At 59.6% G+C, this 19,963-nt stretch carries 22 protein-coding genes; all 22 read left to right on the top strand.

What is annotated here, in order from left to right; translation table 11 throughout:
- Positions 1-43 precede the first annotated feature (43 nt).
- The 22 genes from ACTQV4_RS02650 to ACTQV4_RS02755 all read left to right on the top strand — a co-directional run bounded on the left by ACTQV4_RS02650 (position 44) and on the right by ACTQV4_RS02755 (position 19,928).
- On the top strand, positions 44-1,012 hold the full coding sequence (locus ACTQV4_RS02650) for an SIS domain-containing protein (RefSeq protein WP_441540170.1): 969 nt from the start codon (positions 44-46) through the stop codon (positions 1,010-1,012).
- 100 nt (positions 1,013-1,112) lie between these two features.
- Positions 1,113-1,985, top strand: a complete 873-nt coding sequence (locus tag ACTQV4_RS02655; RefSeq protein WP_441540171.1) for a PfkB family carbohydrate kinase — start codon at positions 1,113-1,115, stop codon at positions 1,983-1,985.
- 56 nt (positions 1,986-2,041) lie between these two features.
- The gene (gene frlD, locus ACTQV4_RS02660) at positions 2,042-2,842 is read left to right on the top strand and encodes a fructoselysine 6-kinase (protein WP_441540172.1); all 801 of its coding nucleotides are present in this window, start codon (positions 2,042-2,044) and stop codon (positions 2,840-2,842) included.
- Between the two features lie 12 nt (positions 2,843-2,854).
- Positions 2,855-3,718 carry an amidohydrolase family protein gene (locus tag ACTQV4_RS02665; protein ID WP_441540173.1) on the top strand — a complete coding sequence of 288 codons (864 nt, stop codon included), beginning with the start codon at positions 2,855-2,857 and terminating at the stop codon, positions 3,716-3,718.
- Positions 3,718-4,146 (top strand): secondary thiamine-phosphate synthase enzyme YjbQ, encoded by a 429-nt coding sequence (locus ACTQV4_RS02670; RefSeq protein ID WP_441540305.1) that lies wholly within the window; start codon positions 3,718-3,720, stop codon positions 4,144-4,146. Before ACTQV4_RS02665 ends, ACTQV4_RS02670 begins: the two co-directional genes overlap by 1 nt.
- 76 nt (positions 4,147-4,222) lie before the next feature.
- The gene (locus ACTQV4_RS02675) at positions 4,223-5,032 is read left to right on the top strand and encodes a BtpA/SgcQ family protein (RefSeq protein ID WP_441540174.1); all 810 of its coding nucleotides are present in this window, start codon (positions 4,223-4,225) and stop codon (positions 5,030-5,032) included.
- An 11-nt stretch (positions 5,033-5,043) separates the two neighbouring features.
- The gene (locus ACTQV4_RS02680) at positions 5,044-6,573 is read left to right on the top strand and encodes an FGGY-family carbohydrate kinase (RefSeq protein ID WP_441540175.1); all 1,530 of its coding nucleotides are present in this window, start codon (positions 5,044-5,046) and stop codon (positions 6,571-6,573) included.
- 53 nt (positions 6,574-6,626) lie between these two features.
- A complete protein-coding gene (locus ACTQV4_RS02685) occupies positions 6,627-7,301 on the top strand; it encodes an SGNH/GDSL hydrolase family protein (RefSeq protein ID WP_441560749.1) in 675 nt (224 codons plus the stop codon).
- 219 nt (positions 7,302-7,520) lie between these two features.
- Positions 7,521-8,009, top strand: coding sequence for a hypothetical protein (locus ACTQV4_RS02690; RefSeq protein WP_441540177.1), 489 nt, complete (start codon positions 7,521-7,523; stop codon positions 8,007-8,009).
- Positions 8,010-8,047: 38 nt separating this feature from the next.
- Positions 8,048-8,815: a GntR family transcriptional regulator gene (locus ACTQV4_RS02695; RefSeq protein WP_441055349.1), complete on the top strand. Its 768-nt coding sequence runs from the start codon at positions 8,048-8,050 to the stop codon at positions 8,813-8,815.
- On the top strand, positions 8,800-9,513 hold the full coding sequence (locus tag ACTQV4_RS02700) for a GntR family transcriptional regulator (RefSeq protein WP_427719867.1): 714 nt from the start codon (positions 8,800-8,802) through the stop codon (positions 9,511-9,513). The genes ACTQV4_RS02695 and ACTQV4_RS02700 overlap by 16 nt, the downstream gene beginning before the upstream one ends.
- A 193-nt stretch (positions 9,514-9,706) precedes the next feature.
- Entirely contained in the window at positions 9,707-10,822 is a 1,116-nt protein-coding gene (locus ACTQV4_RS02705; RefSeq protein WP_441540178.1) for an SIS domain-containing protein, read from the top strand.
- Positions 10,823-10,882: 60 nt separating this feature from the next.
- Positions 10,883-11,944 (top strand): SIS domain-containing protein, encoded by a 1,062-nt coding sequence (locus ACTQV4_RS02710; RefSeq protein WP_441540179.1) that lies wholly within the window; start codon positions 10,883-10,885, stop codon positions 11,942-11,944.
- A 46-nt stretch (positions 11,945-11,990) separates the two neighbouring features.
- A complete protein-coding gene (locus ACTQV4_RS02715; protein ID WP_427719849.1) occupies positions 11,991-12,410 on the top strand; it encodes a PTS sugar transporter subunit IIA in 420 nt (139 codons plus the stop codon).
- A gap of 57 nt (positions 12,411-12,467) precedes the next feature.
- Complete coding sequence (locus ACTQV4_RS02720) at positions 12,468-12,950, top strand: PTS sugar transporter subunit IIB (protein ID WP_427719850.1); 483 nt, start codon at positions 12,468-12,470, stop codon at positions 12,948-12,950.
- Between the two features lie 60 nt (positions 12,951-13,010).
- The gene (locus ACTQV4_RS02725; protein WP_427794525.1) at positions 13,011-13,784 is read left to right on the top strand and encodes a PTS mannose/fructose/sorbose/N-acetylgalactosamine transporter subunit IIC; all 774 of its coding nucleotides are present in this window, start codon (positions 13,011-13,013) and stop codon (positions 13,782-13,784) included.
- Entirely contained in the window at positions 13,765-14,598 is an 834-nt protein-coding gene (locus ACTQV4_RS02730; protein ID WP_427719852.1) for a PTS system mannose/fructose/sorbose family transporter subunit IID, read from the top strand. The genes ACTQV4_RS02725 and ACTQV4_RS02730 overlap by 20 nt, the downstream gene beginning before the upstream one ends.
- A gap of 88 nt (positions 14,599-14,686) precedes the next feature.
- A complete protein-coding gene (locus tag ACTQV4_RS02735) occupies positions 14,687-15,577 on the top strand; it encodes a DMT family transporter (RefSeq protein ID WP_427719853.1) in 891 nt (296 codons plus the stop codon).
- 225 nt (positions 15,578-15,802) lie between these two features.
- Positions 15,803-16,576, top strand: coding sequence for a PTS mannose/fructose/sorbose/N-acetylgalactosamine transporter subunit IIC (locus ACTQV4_RS02740; protein ID WP_035137735.1), 774 nt, complete (start codon positions 15,803-15,805; stop codon positions 16,574-16,576).
- Positions 16,557-17,390, top strand: a complete 834-nt coding sequence (locus ACTQV4_RS02745; protein ID WP_427719852.1) for a PTS system mannose/fructose/sorbose family transporter subunit IID — start codon at positions 16,557-16,559, stop codon at positions 17,388-17,390. Before ACTQV4_RS02740 ends, ACTQV4_RS02745 begins: the two co-directional genes overlap by 20 nt.
- Positions 17,391-17,481: 91 nt before the next feature.
- Positions 17,482-18,696 carry an MFS transporter gene (locus tag ACTQV4_RS02750; protein WP_441540180.1) on the top strand — a complete coding sequence of 405 codons (1,215 nt, stop codon included), beginning with the start codon at positions 17,482-17,484 and terminating at the stop codon, positions 18,694-18,696.
- A gap of 170 nt (positions 18,697-18,866) precedes the next feature.
- A complete protein-coding gene (locus ACTQV4_RS02755; RefSeq protein ID WP_441560743.1) occupies positions 18,867-19,928 on the top strand; it encodes an SIS domain-containing protein in 1,062 nt (353 codons plus the stop codon).
- The last annotated feature ends 35 nt before the right edge of the window (positions 19,929-19,963 follow it).

Below are 19,963 nucleotides of genomic sequence, written 5' to 3' on the forward strand. Positions count from 1 at the left end.
AACGCTGGCGGACTCGTCCGCCGTATCGAAAGGAAGAACAACAATGAACGCACATGATCTCATCGCCGACGCAATCGCTAAAAAGGGCCGTTTCGATAGCGTCTTTTGGGTCGCCTGCGGCGGTTCCCTCATCGACCTGCTGCCTGCTCACGAGCTGCTGAAGCGCGAGGCGACCACGTTTACCAGCGAGGCGTATACCGCCCGCGAGTTCGATATCATGCGCCCCAAGCGCTTGGGCGAAAAGTCCCTTGTTATCGCTTGCAGCCATTCCGGCAACACGCGCGAGGTAATCGACGCGTGCACGATTGCCAAGGCGGCGGGCGCAACCGTTATCGCCCAGACCGACAACGCCGGCTCCGGCATCGATAACGGCGAGTGGACCTGCTGGGTGTATCCGTGGGGCGAGGGAGTTCCGCAGGCGGAGGTGCCCGCCGGCATCTCCCTGGCTCTTGCTGCCGAGGTCTTGGACCAGCAGGAGGGCTATGCCGACCTTGCGGACATGTACGAAGGCATCGCCAAGATGGATCAGATCCTGCCCGCAGCTCGCCAGAAGGTCAACGCCGAGCTTTGCGACCGCTTCGCCGCCCTGTGCCAGGACCACAAGTTCCTGTATATCTTGGGATCCGGTCCCGTGTTTAGCCAGACCTATGGCTTCGCTATCTGCTCGCTTATGGAGATGCAGTGGCAGAGCTGCGCCTATATCCACTCCGGTGAGTACTTCCACGGCCCCTTCGAGGTGACCGAGCCCGGAGTCTTCTACTTCCTGCAGATGTCCTCCAGCGAGTGCCGGGCTATGGACGAGCGCGCCCTCGCGTTCCTCGAGACCCATACCGACACCCTCATGGTGCTCGATGCCATGGAGTACGGCATGGACCAGATTCCGGCAAGCGTCCGCGCGTTCCTCGATCCAATCCTGTTCTACGCGATGAACTGCGAGCTGCGCTCCGCTCGCGGCAAGGTGTTCGACCATCATCCTGACGTCCGTCGCTACATGGGCATCGAGAAGTACTAACGGCTTTTAAAGCGGGGTGCCGGGCACGTTGAGCCGCGCGAATCCCTCGCACCCCTGCTGCTCGCCGTAACCGCGGCGATATACCCGAATGGAGTTAACCATGGCAGCCTATCCTATAAGCGTGCTCGGCTTTGGAGACAATGTCGTCGATAAGTACGAGCACATCAAGACCATGTACCCCGGCGGCAATGCGGTGAACTTCGCCGTCTTCGCCAAGAAGCTCGGCGTCGACCGCAGCGCTTACATGGGAATCTTCGGATCCGATCAGGAAGCAGAGCACGTTATCGCGTCGCTTGAGGACGAGGGCATCGAGCTTCTTCGCTGCCAGCAGGCCCTGGGCGTCAACGGCGCTGCTCGCGTGACCGTTGACGAAACCGGGGACCGCATCTTCCTCGGTTCCAATGAAGGCGGTATACGTGGCGACATGCGCTATGTGATAGACCGCTTCGCCGCCGAATACGTCAGCGGCTTCGACCTGGTGCACAGCGGCAACTACTGCTTCACCGAGCGCGAGCTTCCCAAGATCAAGGCTGCCGGCGTGCCGATCAGCTTCGACTTCTCCGATGACTCCACCGACGAGTACTTCGAGCAGATTGCGCCATTTGTGACGTACGCCTTTATGTCCATGGGCGACGCTTCCCTGGAGGATATCAAGACGAAGCTCGAGTGGGTGAAGGCGCTTGGCCCCCAAATCGTATGCGCGTCGCGCGGGAGCAAGGGCTCCGTCGCCTATGATGGCGAAAACTTCTACGAGCAGGGCATCAAGCCCGTGGCGCCCGAGGACCTCAAGGACGCTATGGCGGCCGGCGATTCGCTGCTGACGGCGTTTTTGGTCACCTATCTTTCCAAGAAGAAGGCCGGCGAGTGCGGCGAGGCCGCGATTCGCGAGAGCTTGGACTTCGCTGCCGGTTTTGCGGCGGAGACCTGCAAGATCGAGGGCAGCTGGGGCCACCCGCTGGTCTACGAGAACTAGGCTGTTTGTCGTGGCGGGGTGTCTTGGAGGCGCCCCGCCTTGCGTTAGGAGTCAAAATGACCGTTCGTGCCTGCGCAGTAGGGTTTTGCTGCGCCGATGTCTACCAGAACCTGGATGTCTTCTATCCCACGGGCAACGGAGTCGATTGGGGCGTGCACCTCTCGAGGATGGGCGTACCCGTCTCGGTCGTTTCCGTGGTGGGCGAGGATCGCTACGGCGAGAAGATGCGCGAGGCGCTCGCCGCAGAAGGGATAGATATCTCCCACCTGCGAGTCGAGCAGGGCGATACCAGCGTGATGCTCATGGCGCTCAAAAACGGAACCGACCGCGTGCATCTGGAGGCGATCGACGGGGTGATGGAGAATTACTTCCTTACAGATGAGGACGAGGCTTTCGTGCTCGAGCACGACATCATCCATACCGATTTGTTCGGTAATTGCCTCGATCGCCTTCCAGAATGGCATGCCGCGGGCAAAACGGTGGTAATGGACTTTTCCGTGTTCAGCCAAGATCCCGAGTATCGCTGCGAAGAACTGTTTCCGTTTGTTGACTACGCCTTTATGTCGTTTGAGGAGGATACGCCGGAGCTTTGCGCGTGGCTGGAAAAAGTCCAGGGCTACGGACCGCGTGTAGCCGTCGCGACCCTTGGCGAACGAGGAAGCGTCGCGTTCGATGGCGAGCGGTTCCATGAGTGCGGCATTGTCGAAGCTGCAGAAGTTGTCAACACGGTCGGGGCGGGGGATTCCTATATCGCCGGGTTCACCCACGGACTGATACTCGGTGGCGGCGTTGATGAGTGCATGAGCGAGGGCGCGGAGCTCTCATCGCGCGTCATCGGTCGCTTCGAGCCCTACTAGGAGGCGTTTGCGATGTTAATCGACATGCATGTCCACCCCATGCTGTACAAGGAGATCTATACGCCGGGCGATGCGCCGGATGGGTTCTCGTTTTGGGAGCGAGAATTTGGCATGGGGCACATGGGCCCTATGGAATGGGATGAGATCGAGGTCGAGCTCGACGTCTGCAGCGTGGACAAGAGCGTGCTCATGCCCTTGGATGTCACCAGCGCCCTGGGAGGCCATTTTGGGACGAATGAGCAGATCTCTTCGCTGGTCGCCGCGCATCCCGACAGGCTCTGGGGATTTGCGAGCGTGGATCCCGCGCTTGACGACGCGCCGGAATCCCTGGAACGCGCCTTTAAGGATTTGGGGGCAAAGGGTTTATTCCTGCATCCCGCGAAACAGGGATTTGACCCCAACGACCCTCGTGCCCAGCGGCTCTATCGTATCTGCGAAGATTACAACATGCCCGTCATGTTCGATGCCGGATTGTCGTGGGAGCCTTCCGCTCCGCTTTCCGCCTGTCATCCGCTTGCTTTCGAACGCGTGATCATGACGCATCCCCATGTGAGGTTTTGCCTCGCCCATTTCGCATGGCCATGGGTTCGCGAAATGGTGGCCATGATGCTCAAATATCCCAACTGCTACACCGAGACCTCGATCACGTATCTGGATTCACCCGAAGAGATGATGATGCGCCTGTTCACTCAGGACATGGGTCCGCTGTGGTACGAGAGGAGCCTGTCGCACCAGGTGATGTTCGCGAGCAACACGCCCCGGTTCCGTGCGTTCAAATTGAAGCGCGCCCTTGATGCCGTGCCCATGCGCGAGGACGCGCGCGAGAGACTATATGGCGGCACGGCGCTTCGATTCCTGGAAGGCGGAGACTTGTGATGGTTACGCTTGAGACCCTATCGTATCTGAGCGATAAGCCCGAACAGTTTATAGATATCACCAGCGATGTGCATGCCGCGATCGAGCGAAGTGGCGTCACCAACGGCTTGGCGGCGATCATCTTGTCGCACACCACCTGCGGAATCGTGGTGAATGAGGGCCTTCCCTGCGTCGAGACCGACCTTGCGGAAACCCTCGATCGCATCGCGCCCCTGGACATGCCCTACGCCCACGCCCACTTCCTTCCCAGCTACGGGGCGACGGGCAATAATTCCTGTGGTCATATCAAGAGCATGATCACCGGCAACAGCTGCTTATTTCCCGTCCAAGACGGAAGGGTGGTCTGCGGCGGCGCGCAGAATATCTACCTTGTCGAGTTCGATGGGCCTCAGCGTAGGAAGATCTACGTTGAGGTCTTGGGAGAGTAGACGGATTCGGGACCGGCGGCATTTAAAATCCCGCCGGTCCCGTTGTGCATGGAACGACGTTTAGATGGGAGTTGCCATGTCATTTTTGACCGAGTTGTTTGGTACCGAGAAGCCCATTATCGGGTTGCTGCACCTCAAACCGTTGCCCGGAGACCCCTTGTACTATCCAGGTGGAACCATTGCTTCGGTTGCGGAGGCCGCCAAGCGCGATCTCGATGCGCTGCAAGAAGGCGGGGTCGACGGCATCTTGATCACCAACGAGTTCAGCATGCCGTATCAAAAGCGCGTGTCGGCCGTGACGCTTGCCGCGATGGGGCGCGTTATCGGCTCGCTGTCCGATCATATTTCGCTGCCCTGGGGCGCGGAGGCGATTTACGACGGGGACGCAACAATCGAGTTGTGCGCGGCAGTTGACGCGCAGTTTACGCGCTGCATGTTCACCGGTGCATGGGCGGGCGACCTCGGCGTCATCGATCGCGATTTCGCCCATACCATGCGGCTCAAAAGCGCCTTGCGCCTAGATGACCTCAAGCTCTTCCATTTTGTCACCAGCGAGGGAGAGGTGTATCTCAACGACCGCACCACGGCCCAGATCGCCGATTCCATCATGTTTAACTGCATGCCTGATGCCCTAGTTGTGGGAGGGGAGGCGCCCGGACGCGGCCCCTCCTCGGAGCTGGTCGGTTCCGTACGCGATGCCGCTTCCGAGGTTCCCGTGGTGTGCGGCACCGGTTGCAGGGCCGAGACGGTGGCAGATGTACTCTCGCACTGCGACGGCGCCTTTGTGGGAACGTGTCTCAAACGCGATGGTGTATTCTCCGCACCTATCGATGCCGACCGCGTCGCCTCCTTTATGGCGGCTGCGCGTGCGGCTCGCGGCGAATAGGGGGCCGGGCGATGACGTATTATTTGGGCATCGATATCGGTACGGGCGAATCGAAGGGTGTGCTCATAGATTCCGACTGCAACGTGGTGTGCTCCGTCGCGTGCTCGCACGAGACCCGCAATCCCCGTCCCGGTTGGTTCGAACATGATGCTGAGCAGGTCTGGTGGGGGGATTTCTGCAAGCTCTCCCATGAGATCATCGCACGTATGGGTATCGAGCCCTCATCTATCGGCTGCGTGGGATTCTCGGCGCTGGGGTGCGATTGCGTATCGGTGGATGGCGAGGGCCGCGCGCTCGCGCCGGCAATTCTCTATGGAGTCGATGCGCGGAGCCAGCCCCAGATCGAAAAGATTCTTTCGGCGTATGGCGAAGAGCGGGCGAGGGAGATGATGGGACACGATCCCTGCTCGTCCGACATAGCCCCTAAAGTGATGTGGTTCTATGACAACATGCCCGAGATTGCCACCGCCGCCGCTAAGTTTCTGACGGCATCGTCCTATCTCTGCGCGAAGCTGACCGGACGATTCTGCATCGATCGATATCTTGCGGAGGACTTCCTGCCCTTGTATAACCGGGAGACCTGGGAAGTGGATGATGAGGGCTGTAAGGGGTTTTGCCGTCCCGATCAGATGGCGGAGGTCATGAGCGCCACGGATATCGCGGGCGCGGTGACGCCACAGGCCGCCGCCGAGACAGGGCTCGCCGCCGGGACGCCGGTGCTGGTCGGAACCGGGGATTCCGGCGCCGAGGCGATCTCAACGGGTGTGGCGGTGCCCGGAGACCTGATGGTTCAGATGGGAAGCAGCTGTTATTTCATCTATATCAGCGATCGCATGGTGGAAGATGCCAGGCTGTGGCCCGGGACCTTTATCATTCCCGGTACGTATGGAATCTGCGCGGGAACGAATACCGCGGGCACGCTGACCAAGTGGATTAGGGACGAGTTCTACCGAGATGCGCTGGCCGATGAGCTTTCTGGGGGACCGAACGCATTCGAGGTCATGGCGCGCGAGGCGTCCGAGGTTCCGCCTGGAGCGGATGGTCTGATCTGCCTGCCCTACTTTGCGGGTGAGCGCACCCCCTTGAACGATCCCTTGGCGCGCGGCGTATTGTTTGGACTCACGGTCGGGCATACTCGCGGGCATGTGGCACGCGCGGCGTTGGAGGGTATCGCTTTCACCGTGGCGGCGCATGTGGATATCTTGGAACGGGAGCACGGCCTTGCCATCAAACGTCTTATGGCGGTGGGCGGCGGTACCAAGAATCCCGTATGGCTGCAAGCGATCGCGGACGCATGCGGTAAAGAGGTTCGTACCGCGCGCGTGACGATGGGTGCATGTTTTGGGGACGCGCTGATGGCGGCGCTGGCTGACGGCGCGTGCGCGGACTGGGACGAGCTTGTCGAGCGTGTCGGTGCGGGCGGGGTGGTGGCACCCGATCCGGCTGTCCATGCGCTTTATCGGGAGCGCCGAAAGGTGTTCGATATGCTGTACCAAAGGAACAGCGACCTTATGCACGAGCTTGGAGCGAGCGTCGGATGATGGCGGAGAGCGCAAACGGGGCGTCGCGGCACGGTGAGCGGGGGTCCCGAGAGATGGAAGAGGGCGCGATGAGCGTGAGAACGGTATTGTGTTTTGGTGACAGCAACACCTATGGATACGATCCCGAGGGCGTTGCGAGCGGGACGAGGTTTCGTTATCCGTTCGATGTGCGATGGCCGGGCGTGCTGCAGGGGTTGCTGGGACCGGAGTGGCTGATTGTCGAAGAGGGCCTATGCGGCCGGACCACGGTTCATCGCGACCCGTTCGAGGGCGGTTTGTGCGGTTTGGACGATATATCGGTTGCGCTTGCCAGCGCGCAGCCCATCGATTGCGTGGTTTTGATGCTGGGGACTAACGACATGAAGACCTGCTTCAATCTATCCGCAAACGATATCGCTCGCGGCATCGAGTCGCTTGTGCTCGCTGTCAAACGTTTCCCTTGGGCGGTGGGGTGCCCCTCGCCCAAGGTCTTGATCGTCTCCCCGCCGCATGTTGGCAAAGGTGTGGATAAGGTGGTCCTTTCGTCGTTTGGCGATCATTCGGTTCGGGTCTCGCATGAGGTGGCGCGGTCCTATCGCGTGATTGCGGAAGAGCAGACGTGCGCGTTCCTGGATGCCGCCGGCGTCTGCGATCCAAGCCCCGTCGACCATATCCACTTGACTCCCGAGGGCCATGAGGCGCTTGCCCATGCTGTCAAGGGCACTCTGGAAGAGCTATTTCGTCCATAGATGGATGCCGCGCTTGGGGCGGGCGCGCTCGACCGTTTCGATATGCGGGGTCTGATTATTTTTAAGTAATGGAGACTTTGCTGATGCCGCCCCGGCCCTCGTCTGTAAACTCTTCCGCTGGGCGAGTTTTACGTGCCATGCACCGATGAACTAAAGTAACAGCTTGAAATTGGTGCTATATTCGGCTTGAGTTGTTTAATGCTAGTACGGGAGGCTGATATGGGGCTGTTCAAGAAGAAAAACCCGCAGGACGCCTTTGATCCCGATGTGTTTACCATCACGGATACTATTTTGGACCCGCCGCGGTTTACGTTTTTGCCGGCCATCTACCAGGATGCCACGCGTCGCAAGTGGGCCGTGCATCAGCGCGGTGCGCAGCCGAAGATCTTTGACTATGCGGACGTTTTGCAGTGCGAAGTGGCCGAGGCGGGCGATCCGGAGGCCGAGGAAGTGGTCTCAAAACAGGAATTTGCCCAGCGTATCCTGGCAAATCCTGCCAAGGCGGCGAAAATAAACGCTGCCAAGCGTAATATGTGTCTTGGTATGGGCGTTGTTGTGGCGGTTCAGACGGGAAAAGACGAGGTTTCCAAATTAGAGATTCCCGTTATGACCGACGAAGTCAAACGCGATTCAAGTCTATATAAGTCGTATCGGAATGTTGCCGAGAAGATCAAGGCCGAATTTGATGCCATGGGAGGGCTGGTCTAATTTTGGCGGCATACGTTTCTGAATGAGGAGTCTGTGCAATGGCAGGCGAATCTTATGCAATTCCCCCCAAAGATCGTGCTGTTGAGGGAATTCTTTGGTATATCCAGCACCACCAGCTTGCCGGCGGCGATCGCCTGCCGGCCGAGCGCGTGCTGTGCGAAGAGATCGGCGTTTCGCGTACAGCGTTGCGCGCCGGTATCACGCGGCTCATCTCTTGTGGAACGCTCGAGAGCCGTCGCGGATCGGGTACGTATGTGTGTCCTCCCAAGCCGCTGAACATCTTCCAGGAAACGTATAACTTCTCCGATGCTGTGCGGACTGCCGGCCTGCACCCCTCTTCTCGTCTGGTTTCCACCGGGACCATCGAGGCGGATGAGGCGCTTGCCGACAAGCTTGGGGTGTCTGTAGGCGCTCCTTTGCTCCGCATGCAGCGCGTTCGACTTATTGAGGGCGAGCCGGCGTCAATCGAGACGGCTCACGTTAACCTGTCCCTGTGCCCATCGCTTACCGAGCACGATTTTGAGTGCGAGAGCCTTTACGATGTCTTGCTCAAAGAAGGTGGCGTGCGTGTTGAGCATGGACGTGAGCATATCTCCATCTCGCGTTTGAACGTCGAGGAGGCCGAGCTGCTCCAGCAAGAAGAGGGAACGCCGGTGTTCTATGAGAGCTCGATCGAATTTGATAAGGACATGCGTTTTGTGGAGCATTGCAAATCGGTGATTTTGCCCACAAAGTTCCGCTTTGCCGATAACGGCGAAAAGAACGGAATGAGAAGCGTGGCAGGTGAACAATGGCTGAAACAGTAGATGCCACCCCGGTTTATATGCGCATTCGACGCCGCATCGAGGAACGTATCGAGCGCGGTATATATCCCACGGGTTCCATGATTCCGTCCGAAAAAGACCTCGCCGAGGAATTTGGTACGACACGCTTGACCATCCGAAGCGCTGTCGATGAGCTGGTTCGGCGCGGGCAGATTCGACGCGTCCGCGGAAAGGGCGCGTTTGTGGCGCAGAAAGTACCCGTTGCCTACGAGCGAACAGGAGGCTTTCGCGAGTCGGTTCGTGCTTCGGGCGGCGAGCCGTCCGTCCGTATCCTCGCGCGTTCCAAGCGTTATGCGGGCCCATATTATGCCAACCTGTTTGGCATTGCCGAGGACGATTTGTTGTATTCGATTCGGCGTTTGAACTGCGTCAACGGCGATCCCGTATCGATTGAGATGGCGTTCATCCCGTGCCGGCTGTTTCCCACAATCGAAGATATTGACGTGTCGGTCTTCAGCTTGTACGAGACCTATGAGATGCTAGGCCGAAAGCCGGTCATGGCTCAGGAGAAGCTCGATATCGAGGCGGTGGGCGCACGCGACGCGGGCTTGCTTGGCTTGGAACAAGGGGATCTTGTTTTGCTTTTGGAATGCGTGAGCTATGACGCGAGCGGTCAGGCTATCGAGTATGTAAAGTCCTTCAATCGTGGCGATGCGGGCGGCTACACCTATACGTACTAGCTGGGGCTTTGCATCGCACGCGGTAACAGCCGGTCTGTTTGGGCAATTTGACCGACTGTATATACAACCTTACATGGCTCAAAATCGACCGTTCGCCGAAGGGGATAAATTAATCGACAAAGAGGTATCAAAAAGCCGTAACCTGTAACTGTGATTGGTATCAAATACTAATGATTTGTTACGAGGTGAGACGATGAAGATGCTCGATTACGTTCAGCTTGCCCATGTGCGTATGGGAGAGAACCTCGAGCGTTCGTCTGAGCTGGTAGCGCAGCTCGTTGATATTTTCCAGTCCGGTTCTTTTGACGCGCTGCGCATCGTTGCTTCGGGTTCGTCGCGCCATGCTGCGGATTGCGCCCGCGATTACCTGCAAGATGCGCTGCAGATGCAGGTGTCCGTTGTGACGCCCGAGGCCTTCGTCGATTTTGAACACACCTATCCACAGCATGCGCTCAACATCGCCGTCTCGCAGAGCGGCTATTCAACCAATACGATTGCGGCGCTCGATTACATGTGCGCACACGATATGGCTGCAGTTGCGCTCACGGCAAACGTCGAGGCACCCATCAAGGAGCACACTGACATCGTTCTTGACTACGGTGTGGGCGTCGAGTCGGTGGACTTTGTGACTCTGGGCGTTGAGGTTCTCGTTGAGTACCTGGTGCTCTTTGGTATTTACGGCGGTCAGGCGCGCGGAACGATTGACGCCAGGGGCGTTGCCCAGCGTCTTGACGACCTGCGCGAGGCTATCCATGCCAATGCCGTGATGTGCAAGACCGCCGAGGCATATGTCCAAGACCACATGCTCGATCTTTCTGAGCACACGCCCGCCATGGTCGTCGGCAACGGACCCAACTACGGTGTTGCCGAGGAGGCGGCGCTCAAGCTGAGCGAGACCATCAAGATTCCTGCCATGCACCACGAAGGCGAGGAGTTCGTCCACGGTCCCGAGATGCAGATTGTTCCGGGCTATCTGGTGTTTATCGTCGACGATCCGCAGGGGTCGGAGCGTCTTGCGAATATCGCCGATGCGCTATCGAACGTTACGGCAAAAACGGTGCTGCTCACGGCCCATCCCAAGGGTAAGGCTCACGAGGTTGTGGTGCCTCAGGTGGCTCCGCTGCTCAGCGCAATTCCCAATCTTGTGTTCTTCCAGACGATTGCGGCCATGATCGCCGAGCGTCTGAAGTCATGGGACGTGCACCCGTATCTCGATGCCGTCTCCAAGCAAATGGAGGTCAAGGCAGAGGGCTACGAAGAGTCAGTCAATGCGCTTAAGGCCAAAGCGGCTGAGTGTTACGGAATGTAAGCGGGTTTTGATGCCCGTTGGCATGGGGGATGTGAAGACAACCCCAGAAAGGAGAGACAAATGAAGGAAACCGAGAAGATCGAGATCATGCATTTCGACCAGGAGGGCTACCTCGAGGACGGCAAGGCGCTCTACGAGACCGGCAAGAAGATGACCGCGCTCGCCGACAAGGTCGCCGACGAGGGCTACGACGCCGTGTTCCTGATGGGCGTCGGCGGCACCTGGGACGAGCTCATGCAGCTCGAGTACCTCATGAACAAGTTCGGCGACCGCGACCTCGAGGTCTACCTGATCCACGCCGCCGAGTGGAACGTCTCCGGCCACAAGCGCATGACCGAGAAGTCCGTCGTGCTCACCGCCTCCGAGTCCGGCACCACCCCCGAGGTCCTCGAGGCCGTCAAGAAGATGAAGGACATGGGCGTGCGCGTCTACGCCATGACCAAGCCCGAGGGCCCCATCGGCCAGGCCGTCGGCGCCGAGAACTGCGTCGCCATGGCTTCCGACCATGGTTCGGGCGGCTGCGAGAAGGGCTACTACCTCGCCGACTGCTTCGGCCTGCGCCTGCTCAACCGCCGCGGCTGCTTCCCCAAGTTCGACCTGTTCATCGAGCAGACCAAGGACATCTGGAAGGACATGCTCGACATCCGCAAGCGCTTCGAGCCGCGCGCCGAGGAGCTCGCCAAGAAGTACGCCCTGGCCCCCTACACCATGTTCATCGGCTCCGGCGCCCTGTGGGGCGAGACCATCCTCTTCTCGATGTGCATCCTCGAGGAGATGCAGTGGAAGCGCACCCGCTACATCACCTCGGCCGACTTCTTCCACGGCACCCTCGAGCTCGTGGAGCCCGGCGTCCCGGTCTTCCTGTTCATGGGCGAGGACGAGAACCGCAAGCTCGACGAGCGCGTCCGCGCCTTCCTGACCCGCGGCGTGACCGGCGACACCGACGTCAACGTCATCGACACCGCCGAGTTCGCGATCCCCGGCCTTGACGACGAGTTCCGCGTCATCGTGTCCCCGTGGATTCTGACGGTGCTCGTTACCGACCGCCTGGCTCGCTACTACGAGACGGTCACCAAGCACAACCTCAAGTATCGTCGCTACTATCACCAGTTCGACTACTAAAGAAAACGGGTGCGGGAACGCGCCGGGCTATTGAGAGGAACACAGAATGAGACAGTACATCATCGCCAGCCATGCGCACTTCGCTACCGGCATCAAGGAGAGCATCGAGCTACTCTCGGGCGCTCGCGACAACGTCCACGATCTTTCGATGTTCGTCGATGACCGCATGGACGTGGCCGAGGAGGCCCAAAAACTGCTGGCAGGCATGGCTGCCGACGATGATGTCGTCGTGTGCACCGACCTCTTTGGCGGCAGCGTCAACAACGAGTTCACCAAGATCGTCCAGACGCGCCCCCGCACGTACCTCGTTACCAACATGAACCTTCCTCTGCTCATTCAGCTGCTGTTCTCTGACGAGTCGGTGCCGGTTGAAGAGACGATTCGCACCATCGTCGCTGCGGACGATACGCGCGTGAAGTTTGTCAACGATCTTTTGGTCGATGACGACGAGGAAGAAGAGTTCTAATCCGCAGCACCTACTGACACGCCGTAAGACGGCACAAGACCTTTGGGGGGTCACATTATGATTCAGCTACTTCGCGTCGACCATCGCCTGCTTCATGGCCAGGTCGCAGTTTCCTGGGTTCAGGGCCTCGGCTCCAACTGCATCTTCTGCGTGGGCGATAAGGTCGCTAACGACCCGGTGTGGAAGACGACGCTCAAGATGGGCAAGCCTGCCGGCTGCAAGCTCGTCATCAAGGATATGGCGAATGCCATCGAGGCCATTAACTCGGGTGTGACTGACAAATACAAGATGATTATCTGCGTCGCCACCATCGCTGAGGCAAAGCAGCTTGTTGAGGGCTGCCCGCAGATCAAGTCGGTCAACCTGGGCAACACCAAGCCCAAGGACGAGAAGCGCCCCGATGCTCGTCAGGTCTCTCGTCAGATCTTCCTGACTGCGGCCGAGGAAGCCGATGTGCGCGAGATGCTGAGCCGCGGCGTCGAGGTCGAGATTCGTCCTCTGGCCGACGACCCCAAGGTCGACTGCGCAAGCGTGCTCTAGGCGTTTAATTTCGAAGAGCCTGCGGGTTCTTCGTAGTGTCCTATTAGGAAAGGGGGATGTATGCTTACCCAAGCAATCCTCATCGGACTTATCGCCGCGTTTGGTAAGTTCGACTACCAGCTCGGTACGCTCTATGCGTTCCGCCCCATCGTCCTGTGCCCGCTCGTGGGCCTGGTGCTGGGGGACCTGCAGTCCGGCCTCGCGATCGGTGCGAGCCTGGAGCTGCTGTTCATGGGCTCAATCTCCATCGGTGCCTACGTGCCGCCCGATGAGACGATCGGCGGCGTGCTCGCCTGTGCCTTCGCTATCCAGCTGGGCCAGAGCACCGAGGCAGCCATCGCGCTCGCTATGCCCATCGCCACGCTGTGCCTTGCCATCAAGAACATCCTCAACGCCGCCCTGCCGATTTTGGTTGACCGCGCCGATGTTTTCTCTGCCCGGGGCAACCTTAAGGGCGTCTATGCGATGCACTTCCTGATCGGTTCCACCGGTATCATCATGGCGTTCCTGTTGTGCTCGCTGTCGTTCTATCTGGGTGCTGACGCTATCCAGGGCGTGCTCGACTTTATCCCCGACTTTGTCCTTGCTGGCTTTGGCGTTGCCGCCAACATCCTGCCTGCCATGGGCTTCGCCATGCTCGGCCGCCTGGTGCTCACCAAGCAGCTCGTGCCCTTCTACTTCCTGGGCTTTCTGCTGTGCTCCTACGCCAACGTGCCCGTCCTGGGCGTCGCCCTGATCGCCATCATCATCGGCATCGACAAGTTCGACCTGCTCGGCCTGGGCGGAGCCCAGCCCCAGCTCTCCGCGGAAGGGGATGAGGACGATGACTTCTAGTCCCGAGAACAAGATCACGCGCTCCGACCTCATCAAGAGCGCCGTCAACACCGGCGCCCTGGGCATGGAGTTCTCCTGGACCTACTACAAGCAGATGAACATCGCCTTCTGCCTGATGGTCGCCAACATGCTCAAGAAGATCTACGCCGGCCGCCCCGACGACTACGCCGAGGCCCTGCACCGCCACTGCGCGTTCTTCAACATCACCGTCCAGTTCGCCCCGTTCGTCGGCGGCATCGCGATGGCCATGGAGGAGAAGGTCGCCCGCGGCGAGATCGAGCCCGAGAGCGTCAACGACGTCAAGGCCGCCCTCATGGGCCCGCTGTCGGGCATCGGCGACTCCATCTTCCTGTCGACGCTGCGCGTGGTCGCCGCCGCGGTGGGCATCAGCCTGTGCCAGGCCGGCAACCCCTTCGGCCCCATCGCCTTCCTGCTCATCTACAACGTCCCCGGCTTCGCGCTGCGCATCTGGGGCGCCGTCAAGGGCTACGAGCTGGGCGTGGGCTTCCTGGACGAGGCCCAGAGGACCGGCCTCATGCAGAAGATCATGACCTGCGTGGGAATCGTGGGCGTCATGGTCGTGGGCGCCATGTGCAAGGACATGTTCTGGGCCAGCATCCCGGTGGCCATCGGCTCGGGCGAGGACGCCCAGACCCTCCAGGACATCCTGGACGGCATCATGCCCGGCATGCTCGGCATGCTCGCCTTCTGGCTGTACTACTGGCTGCTGTCCAAGAAGATCAACCCCATGGTGCTGATCGTGGCCACCATGGCCGTGGGCATCGTCGGCGCGTTCTTCGGCGTGCTGGCGTAGGTTCCTGCGTTCTATTCTGCCCCCAAGGGAAACGGCGACCCATTGCGGTCGCCGTTTTTTATTACCGAAAGCTAGCTGGAGGTGCTTCGTGATTCGATCTGACAATCCACCCGATAATGGCGTGAGCGGGGCGATGTATCTATTTGGCACGGCGCTCTTGTGGAGTTTTATCGGCATCCTCGTTCGCGCCAATTCGCAGTCAGCTCTTTTGATCGGTGCCGTTACGGCAATATTTATGGCGCTCTTTATCCTGCTCGTCGGCAGGCCCGTCTTTCGCGTCAGCCGTCTTATTGTCCTTGTGGCCGTCTGCAACTTCGTGACGGGCACCACGTTTAACTTTGCCAACCAGCTCACGACGGTCGGCAACGCGATCGTTCTGCAGTACACCTCGATGATTTTCGTTATCGTGTATCAATCGCTCGCAACTCGCACGTTGCCCTCGCCTGCGAAGATTGCCTCCGTGGTGGTTGCTTTTACGGGTATGGGACTTTTCTTTTTAGGTGATTTGAGTGCCGAGGGCATGCTCGGAAATCTGCTTGCCGTCATTTCGGGCGCCACCTTTGGGCTGTGTTTCTTTTTAAACTCTCGCCCCGATGCGTCGCCTATGGTGTCCTCGCTCATCTCCTGCGGCATCTCGATACTTCCGATCGTCTATTTTGCCGGCGACCTAGGCTCCGTGAAACCCTTTGAGTGGGGGCTTATGCTGGTGCATGGCCTTTTTTGCAGCGGCCTTGCGAGTGTGCTGTATGCCAAGGGGATTGCGCGCACCAACGCGTTTGCGGCCAACTTGGTTTGCATGAGTGAGGTCGTGCTCGCTCCCTGCTGGTCGGCGCTCCTCTTTGGCGAGGTCTTTCGCTGGAACGAGTTTTTGGGCGCAGCGATTATCGTTTTGGTGATTATGGCCAACTTGGCATCCGATGCCTTTGGCGATGGCTTTCTGGTGACGCTTGTCCTCCATCGAAACAAAGAGCGCGCCTGACGGGATACGTCTGCCGTTTACGGTAAAAAACACTCCGCTGAGCGAGTGGTATTAAATAGTAAGAACCTGCATACCTATAATTGGTATCAAATCATTTGTGCCTGGCATGGGTGTTAGCAGCACACCAGGTACGCTTCGAGCCGTGGAATCGAACTCCCGGAATTGATATCAACAACGCGCGCGACGGGAGTGACGACGGTTCGAGATTCCTTATTGGGAGGAATTATGCTTGTCCAAGCAATACTCGTCGGCTTAGTCGGAGCGTTTGGATGCCTCGACTACCAGCTCGGCACCCTCTACGCGTTCCGCCCCATCGTCCTGTGCCCGCTCGTGGGCCTGGTGCTGGGGGACCTGCAGACTGGCCTTGCCGTTGGCGCCAGCCTGGAGTTGCTGTTCATGGGCTCGATCTCCATCGGCGCCTACGTGCCGCCTAACGAAACCGTCGGCGGCGTGCTCGCCTGCGCGTTTGCCATTCAGCTCGGTCAGGGTACCGAGACGGCCATCGCGCTCGCCATGCCCATCGCCGTCCTTGCACTGACGATCGGCAACATTACCAATGCCTTGTTCCCTGTGTTTGTCGATATGGCAGACAAGTTCGCCCTCAAGGGAAACCTCAAAGGCATCTACGCCGTTCATTGGGGAATTGGAATCTGGGGCTGCGTCGAGTACTTCCTGCTGTGCGGCGGCGCCTTCTATTTGGGTTCCGACGCCATCCAGGGCCTGCTCGACTTCATCCCGCCCTTCATCATCGACGGTTGCGGCGTTGCCGCCAACATCCTGCCTGCCATGGGCTTCGCCATGCTCGGCCGCCTGGTGCTCACCAAGCAGCTCGTGCCCTTCTACTTCCTGGGCTTTCTGCTGTGCTCCTACGCCAACGTGCCCGTCCTGGGCGTCGCCCTGATCGCCATCATCATCGGCATCGACAAGTTCGACCTGCTCGGCCTGGGCGGAGCCCAGCCCCAGCTCTCCGCGGAAGGGGATGAGGACGATGACTTCTAGTCCCGAGAACAAGATCACGCGCTCCGACCTCATCAAGAGCGCCGTCAACACCGGCGCCCTGGGCATGGAGTTCTCCTGGACCTACTACAAGCAGATGAACATCGCCTTCTGCCTGATGGTCGCCAACATGCTCAAGAAGATCTACGCCGGCCGCCCCGACGACTACGCCGAGGCCCTGCACCGCCACTGCGCGTTCTTCAACATCACCGTCCAGTTCGCCCCGTTCGTCGGCGGCATCGCGATGGCCATGGAGGAGAAGGTCGCCCGCGGCGAGATCGAGCCCGAGAGCGTCAACGACGTCAAGGCCGCCCTCATGGGCCCGCTGTCGGGCATCGGCGACTCCATCTTCCTGTCGACGCTGCGCGTGGTCGCCGCCGCGGTGGGCATCAGCCTGTGCCAGGCCGGCAACCCCTTCGGCCCCATCGCCTTCCTGCTCATCTACAACGTCCCCGGCTTCGCGCTGCGCATCTGGGGCGCCGTCAAGGGCTACGAGCTGGGCGTGGGCTTCCTGGACGAGGCCCAGAGGACCGGCCTCATGCAGAAGATCATGACCTGCGTGGGAATCGTGGGCGTCATGGTCGTGGGCGCCATGTGCAAGGACATGTTCTGGGCCAGCATCCCGGTGGCCATCGGCTCGGGCGAGGACGCCCAGACCCTCCAGGACATCCTGGACGGCATCATGCCCGGCATGCTCGGCATGCTCGCCTTCTGGCTGTACTACTGGCTGCTGTCCAAGAAGATCAACCCCATGGTGCTGATCGTGGCCACCATGGCCGTGGGCATCGTCGGCGCGTTCTTCGGCGTGCTGGCGTAAGGGCCCAGCTGCATAGATTTTCGTTGCAACCTGGAAAGGGGATGGAGCAGGCCTATGCCCTCCATCCCTTTTTTATGTAAAAGGAGTTCGTATGTTCGCGAAGGATCGCGAAGCAATGCGCCTGAAGCCGGCGGAGGTCAGGCTGATTCTTATTGAGTCCCTGCAGTGGTGCGCCAACAACGCGGTCTACTTTTTGGGGCTTATCGGTGCGGCCACGTATGATCTGGCTGGCACGGCCTTTTTGGTTGCCGCCATTACGCTCGCGCGCAATCTTATGACGTCGGTGGGCAATATGGTGTCGGGTTCGGTCATCGACCGCTTTGGACCGCGCCGGACGTCGTTTGTGACGTGCGTGATTACGGCAGTGCTATCGCTTGGCGTGGGGTTGGCGCCGTTGTCTGTCCCCGGGCTTGTGTTTGCCGCGTGCGTCTTGGGACTTGCGGGCGGCTTTATCAACACCTGCACGCATGCGTTTCCGGGATACCTGGAGTCGACCACCGAGGGCCGTACCCGCGTGAACGGCCTCATGGTGTTCTACAGCAATATCGCCTATACCGCTGGCCCGCTGCTCGGTGGTGCCATCGTGAGCTGTTTTGCCACGCAATCGGTCTATCTGCTTATGGCGGGCATGATGGGTGTGGCGGCCGTGCTTTCCTTGGGCTGTCACGAGTGTGTTGCTCCCGCAAAAGGGGAGAAGCCGAAGGGCGGTATTCTGGGCGGCATGGCCGAGGGCGCGCGACTTACGTTTCGCGACCACGATCTGCGTCTCATCTTTATCTCGGGCTTTTTGGGTTTCTTTGCGTTTGGCGCGTTCGATTCGCTGGAGTCGTTGTTCTACCGCGATGTGCTCAACGTGGATATCGTCTGGCTGGGCTGGCTGTCCTCGGTCGTGGGCCTCACTTCCTCGGTGGGCGCGTTCATCCTGACCAAGCTTTCTGCTCGCCATGTCAACCTGCGATTGTTGCTCGGCGCGCTCATGGCCGTGGGCATTGGGTCCATGGTGTACGTGGGCACCGATATGCTGGGGGTCGCGATTATCGGTCAAGCGATTAACGGTCTGGCCTGGGGATTCCTGGAACCGCTGCAGATGATCTTGATTCAGGAGCGCGCCGACATCAAATACCTGGGGCGCATTACCGGCTTTGTGCGTTTTGGCCTGATGAGCGCCGGCGTGCTGCCGCTGCTGGCGGCTCCGTTTTTGGCGGAGGCTTTGGGCGTCCAGACGGTACTGTTTGGAGCATCGACCATTATTGCGCTGGTAGGAACGCTGTTCTTTGTCACACAAGGGAGGCGCCAGAGGCGTTAGCTATACATTCAATTCTAATTTAATACCACTCACCAGAGAATTTCGACCGTTCACCGATGATTGGAACAGATTGATAAGTGGTATTAAAAACACGTTAGGTGTATGTCTATAATTGGTATCGAAAATAAACGCGATGTATAGAGTTGCGTGCAGGACAGAAAGGAAAAGCCATGAAGGAAACCGAGAAGATCGAGATCATGCATTTCGACCAGGAGGGCTACCTCGAGGACGGCAAGGCGCTCTACGAGACCGGCAAGAAGATGACCGCGCTCGCCGACAAGGTCGCCGACGAGGGCTACGACGCCGTGTTCCTGATGGGCGTCGGCGGCACCTGGGACGAGCTCATGCAGCTCGAGTACCTCATGAACAAGTTCGGCGACCGCGACCTCGAGGTCTACCTGATCCACGCCGCCGAGTGGAACGTCATGGGCCACAAGCGCATGACCGAGAAGTCCGTCGTGCTCACCGCCTCCGAGTCCGGAACCACCCCCGAGGTCCTCGAGGCCGTCAAGAAGATGAAGGGCATGGGCGTGCGCGTCTACGCCATGACCAAGCCCGAGGGCCCCATCGGCCAGGCTGTGGGTGCCGAGAACTGCGTCAAGATGGCTTCCGATCATGGTAACGGCGGCTGCGAGATGGGCTACTACCTCGCCGACTGCTTCGGCCTGCGCCTGCTCAACCGCCGCGGCTGCTTCCCCAAGTTCGACCTGTTCATCGAGCAGACCAAGGACATCTGGAAGGACATGCTCGATATCCGCAAGCGCTTCGAGCCGCGCGCCGAGGAGCTCGCCAAGAAGTACGCCCTGGCCCCCTACACCATGTTCATCGGCTCCGGCGCCCTGTGGGGCGAGACCATCCTCTTCTCGATGTGCATCCTCGAGGAGATGCAGTGGAAGCGCACCCGCTACATCACCTCGGCCGACTTCTTCCACGGCACCCTCGAGCTCGTGGAGCCCGGCGTCCCGGTCTTCCTGTTCATGGGCGAGGACGAGAACCGCAAGCTCGACGAGCGCGTCCGCGCCTTCCTGACCCGCGGCGTGACCGGCGACACCGACGTCAACGTCATCGACACCGCCGAGTTCGCGATCCCCGGCCTTGACGACGAGTTCCGCGTCATCGTGTCTCCGTGGATCCTCTCCTCGCTGATCACCGATCGCCTTGCCGCTTACTACGAGACGGTCACCAAGCACAACCTCAACTACCGTCGCTACTATCACCAGTTCGACTACTAAGAGCAAATAACGTTTGTGTAATTGGGCCTCGCTCC

Origin of the sequence: Collinsella sp. LCP19S3_B11 (assembly GCF_052121915.1) — a bacterium.
Classification (GTDB): Bacteria; Actinomycetota; Coriobacteriia; order Coriobacteriales; family Coriobacteriaceae; genus Collinsella.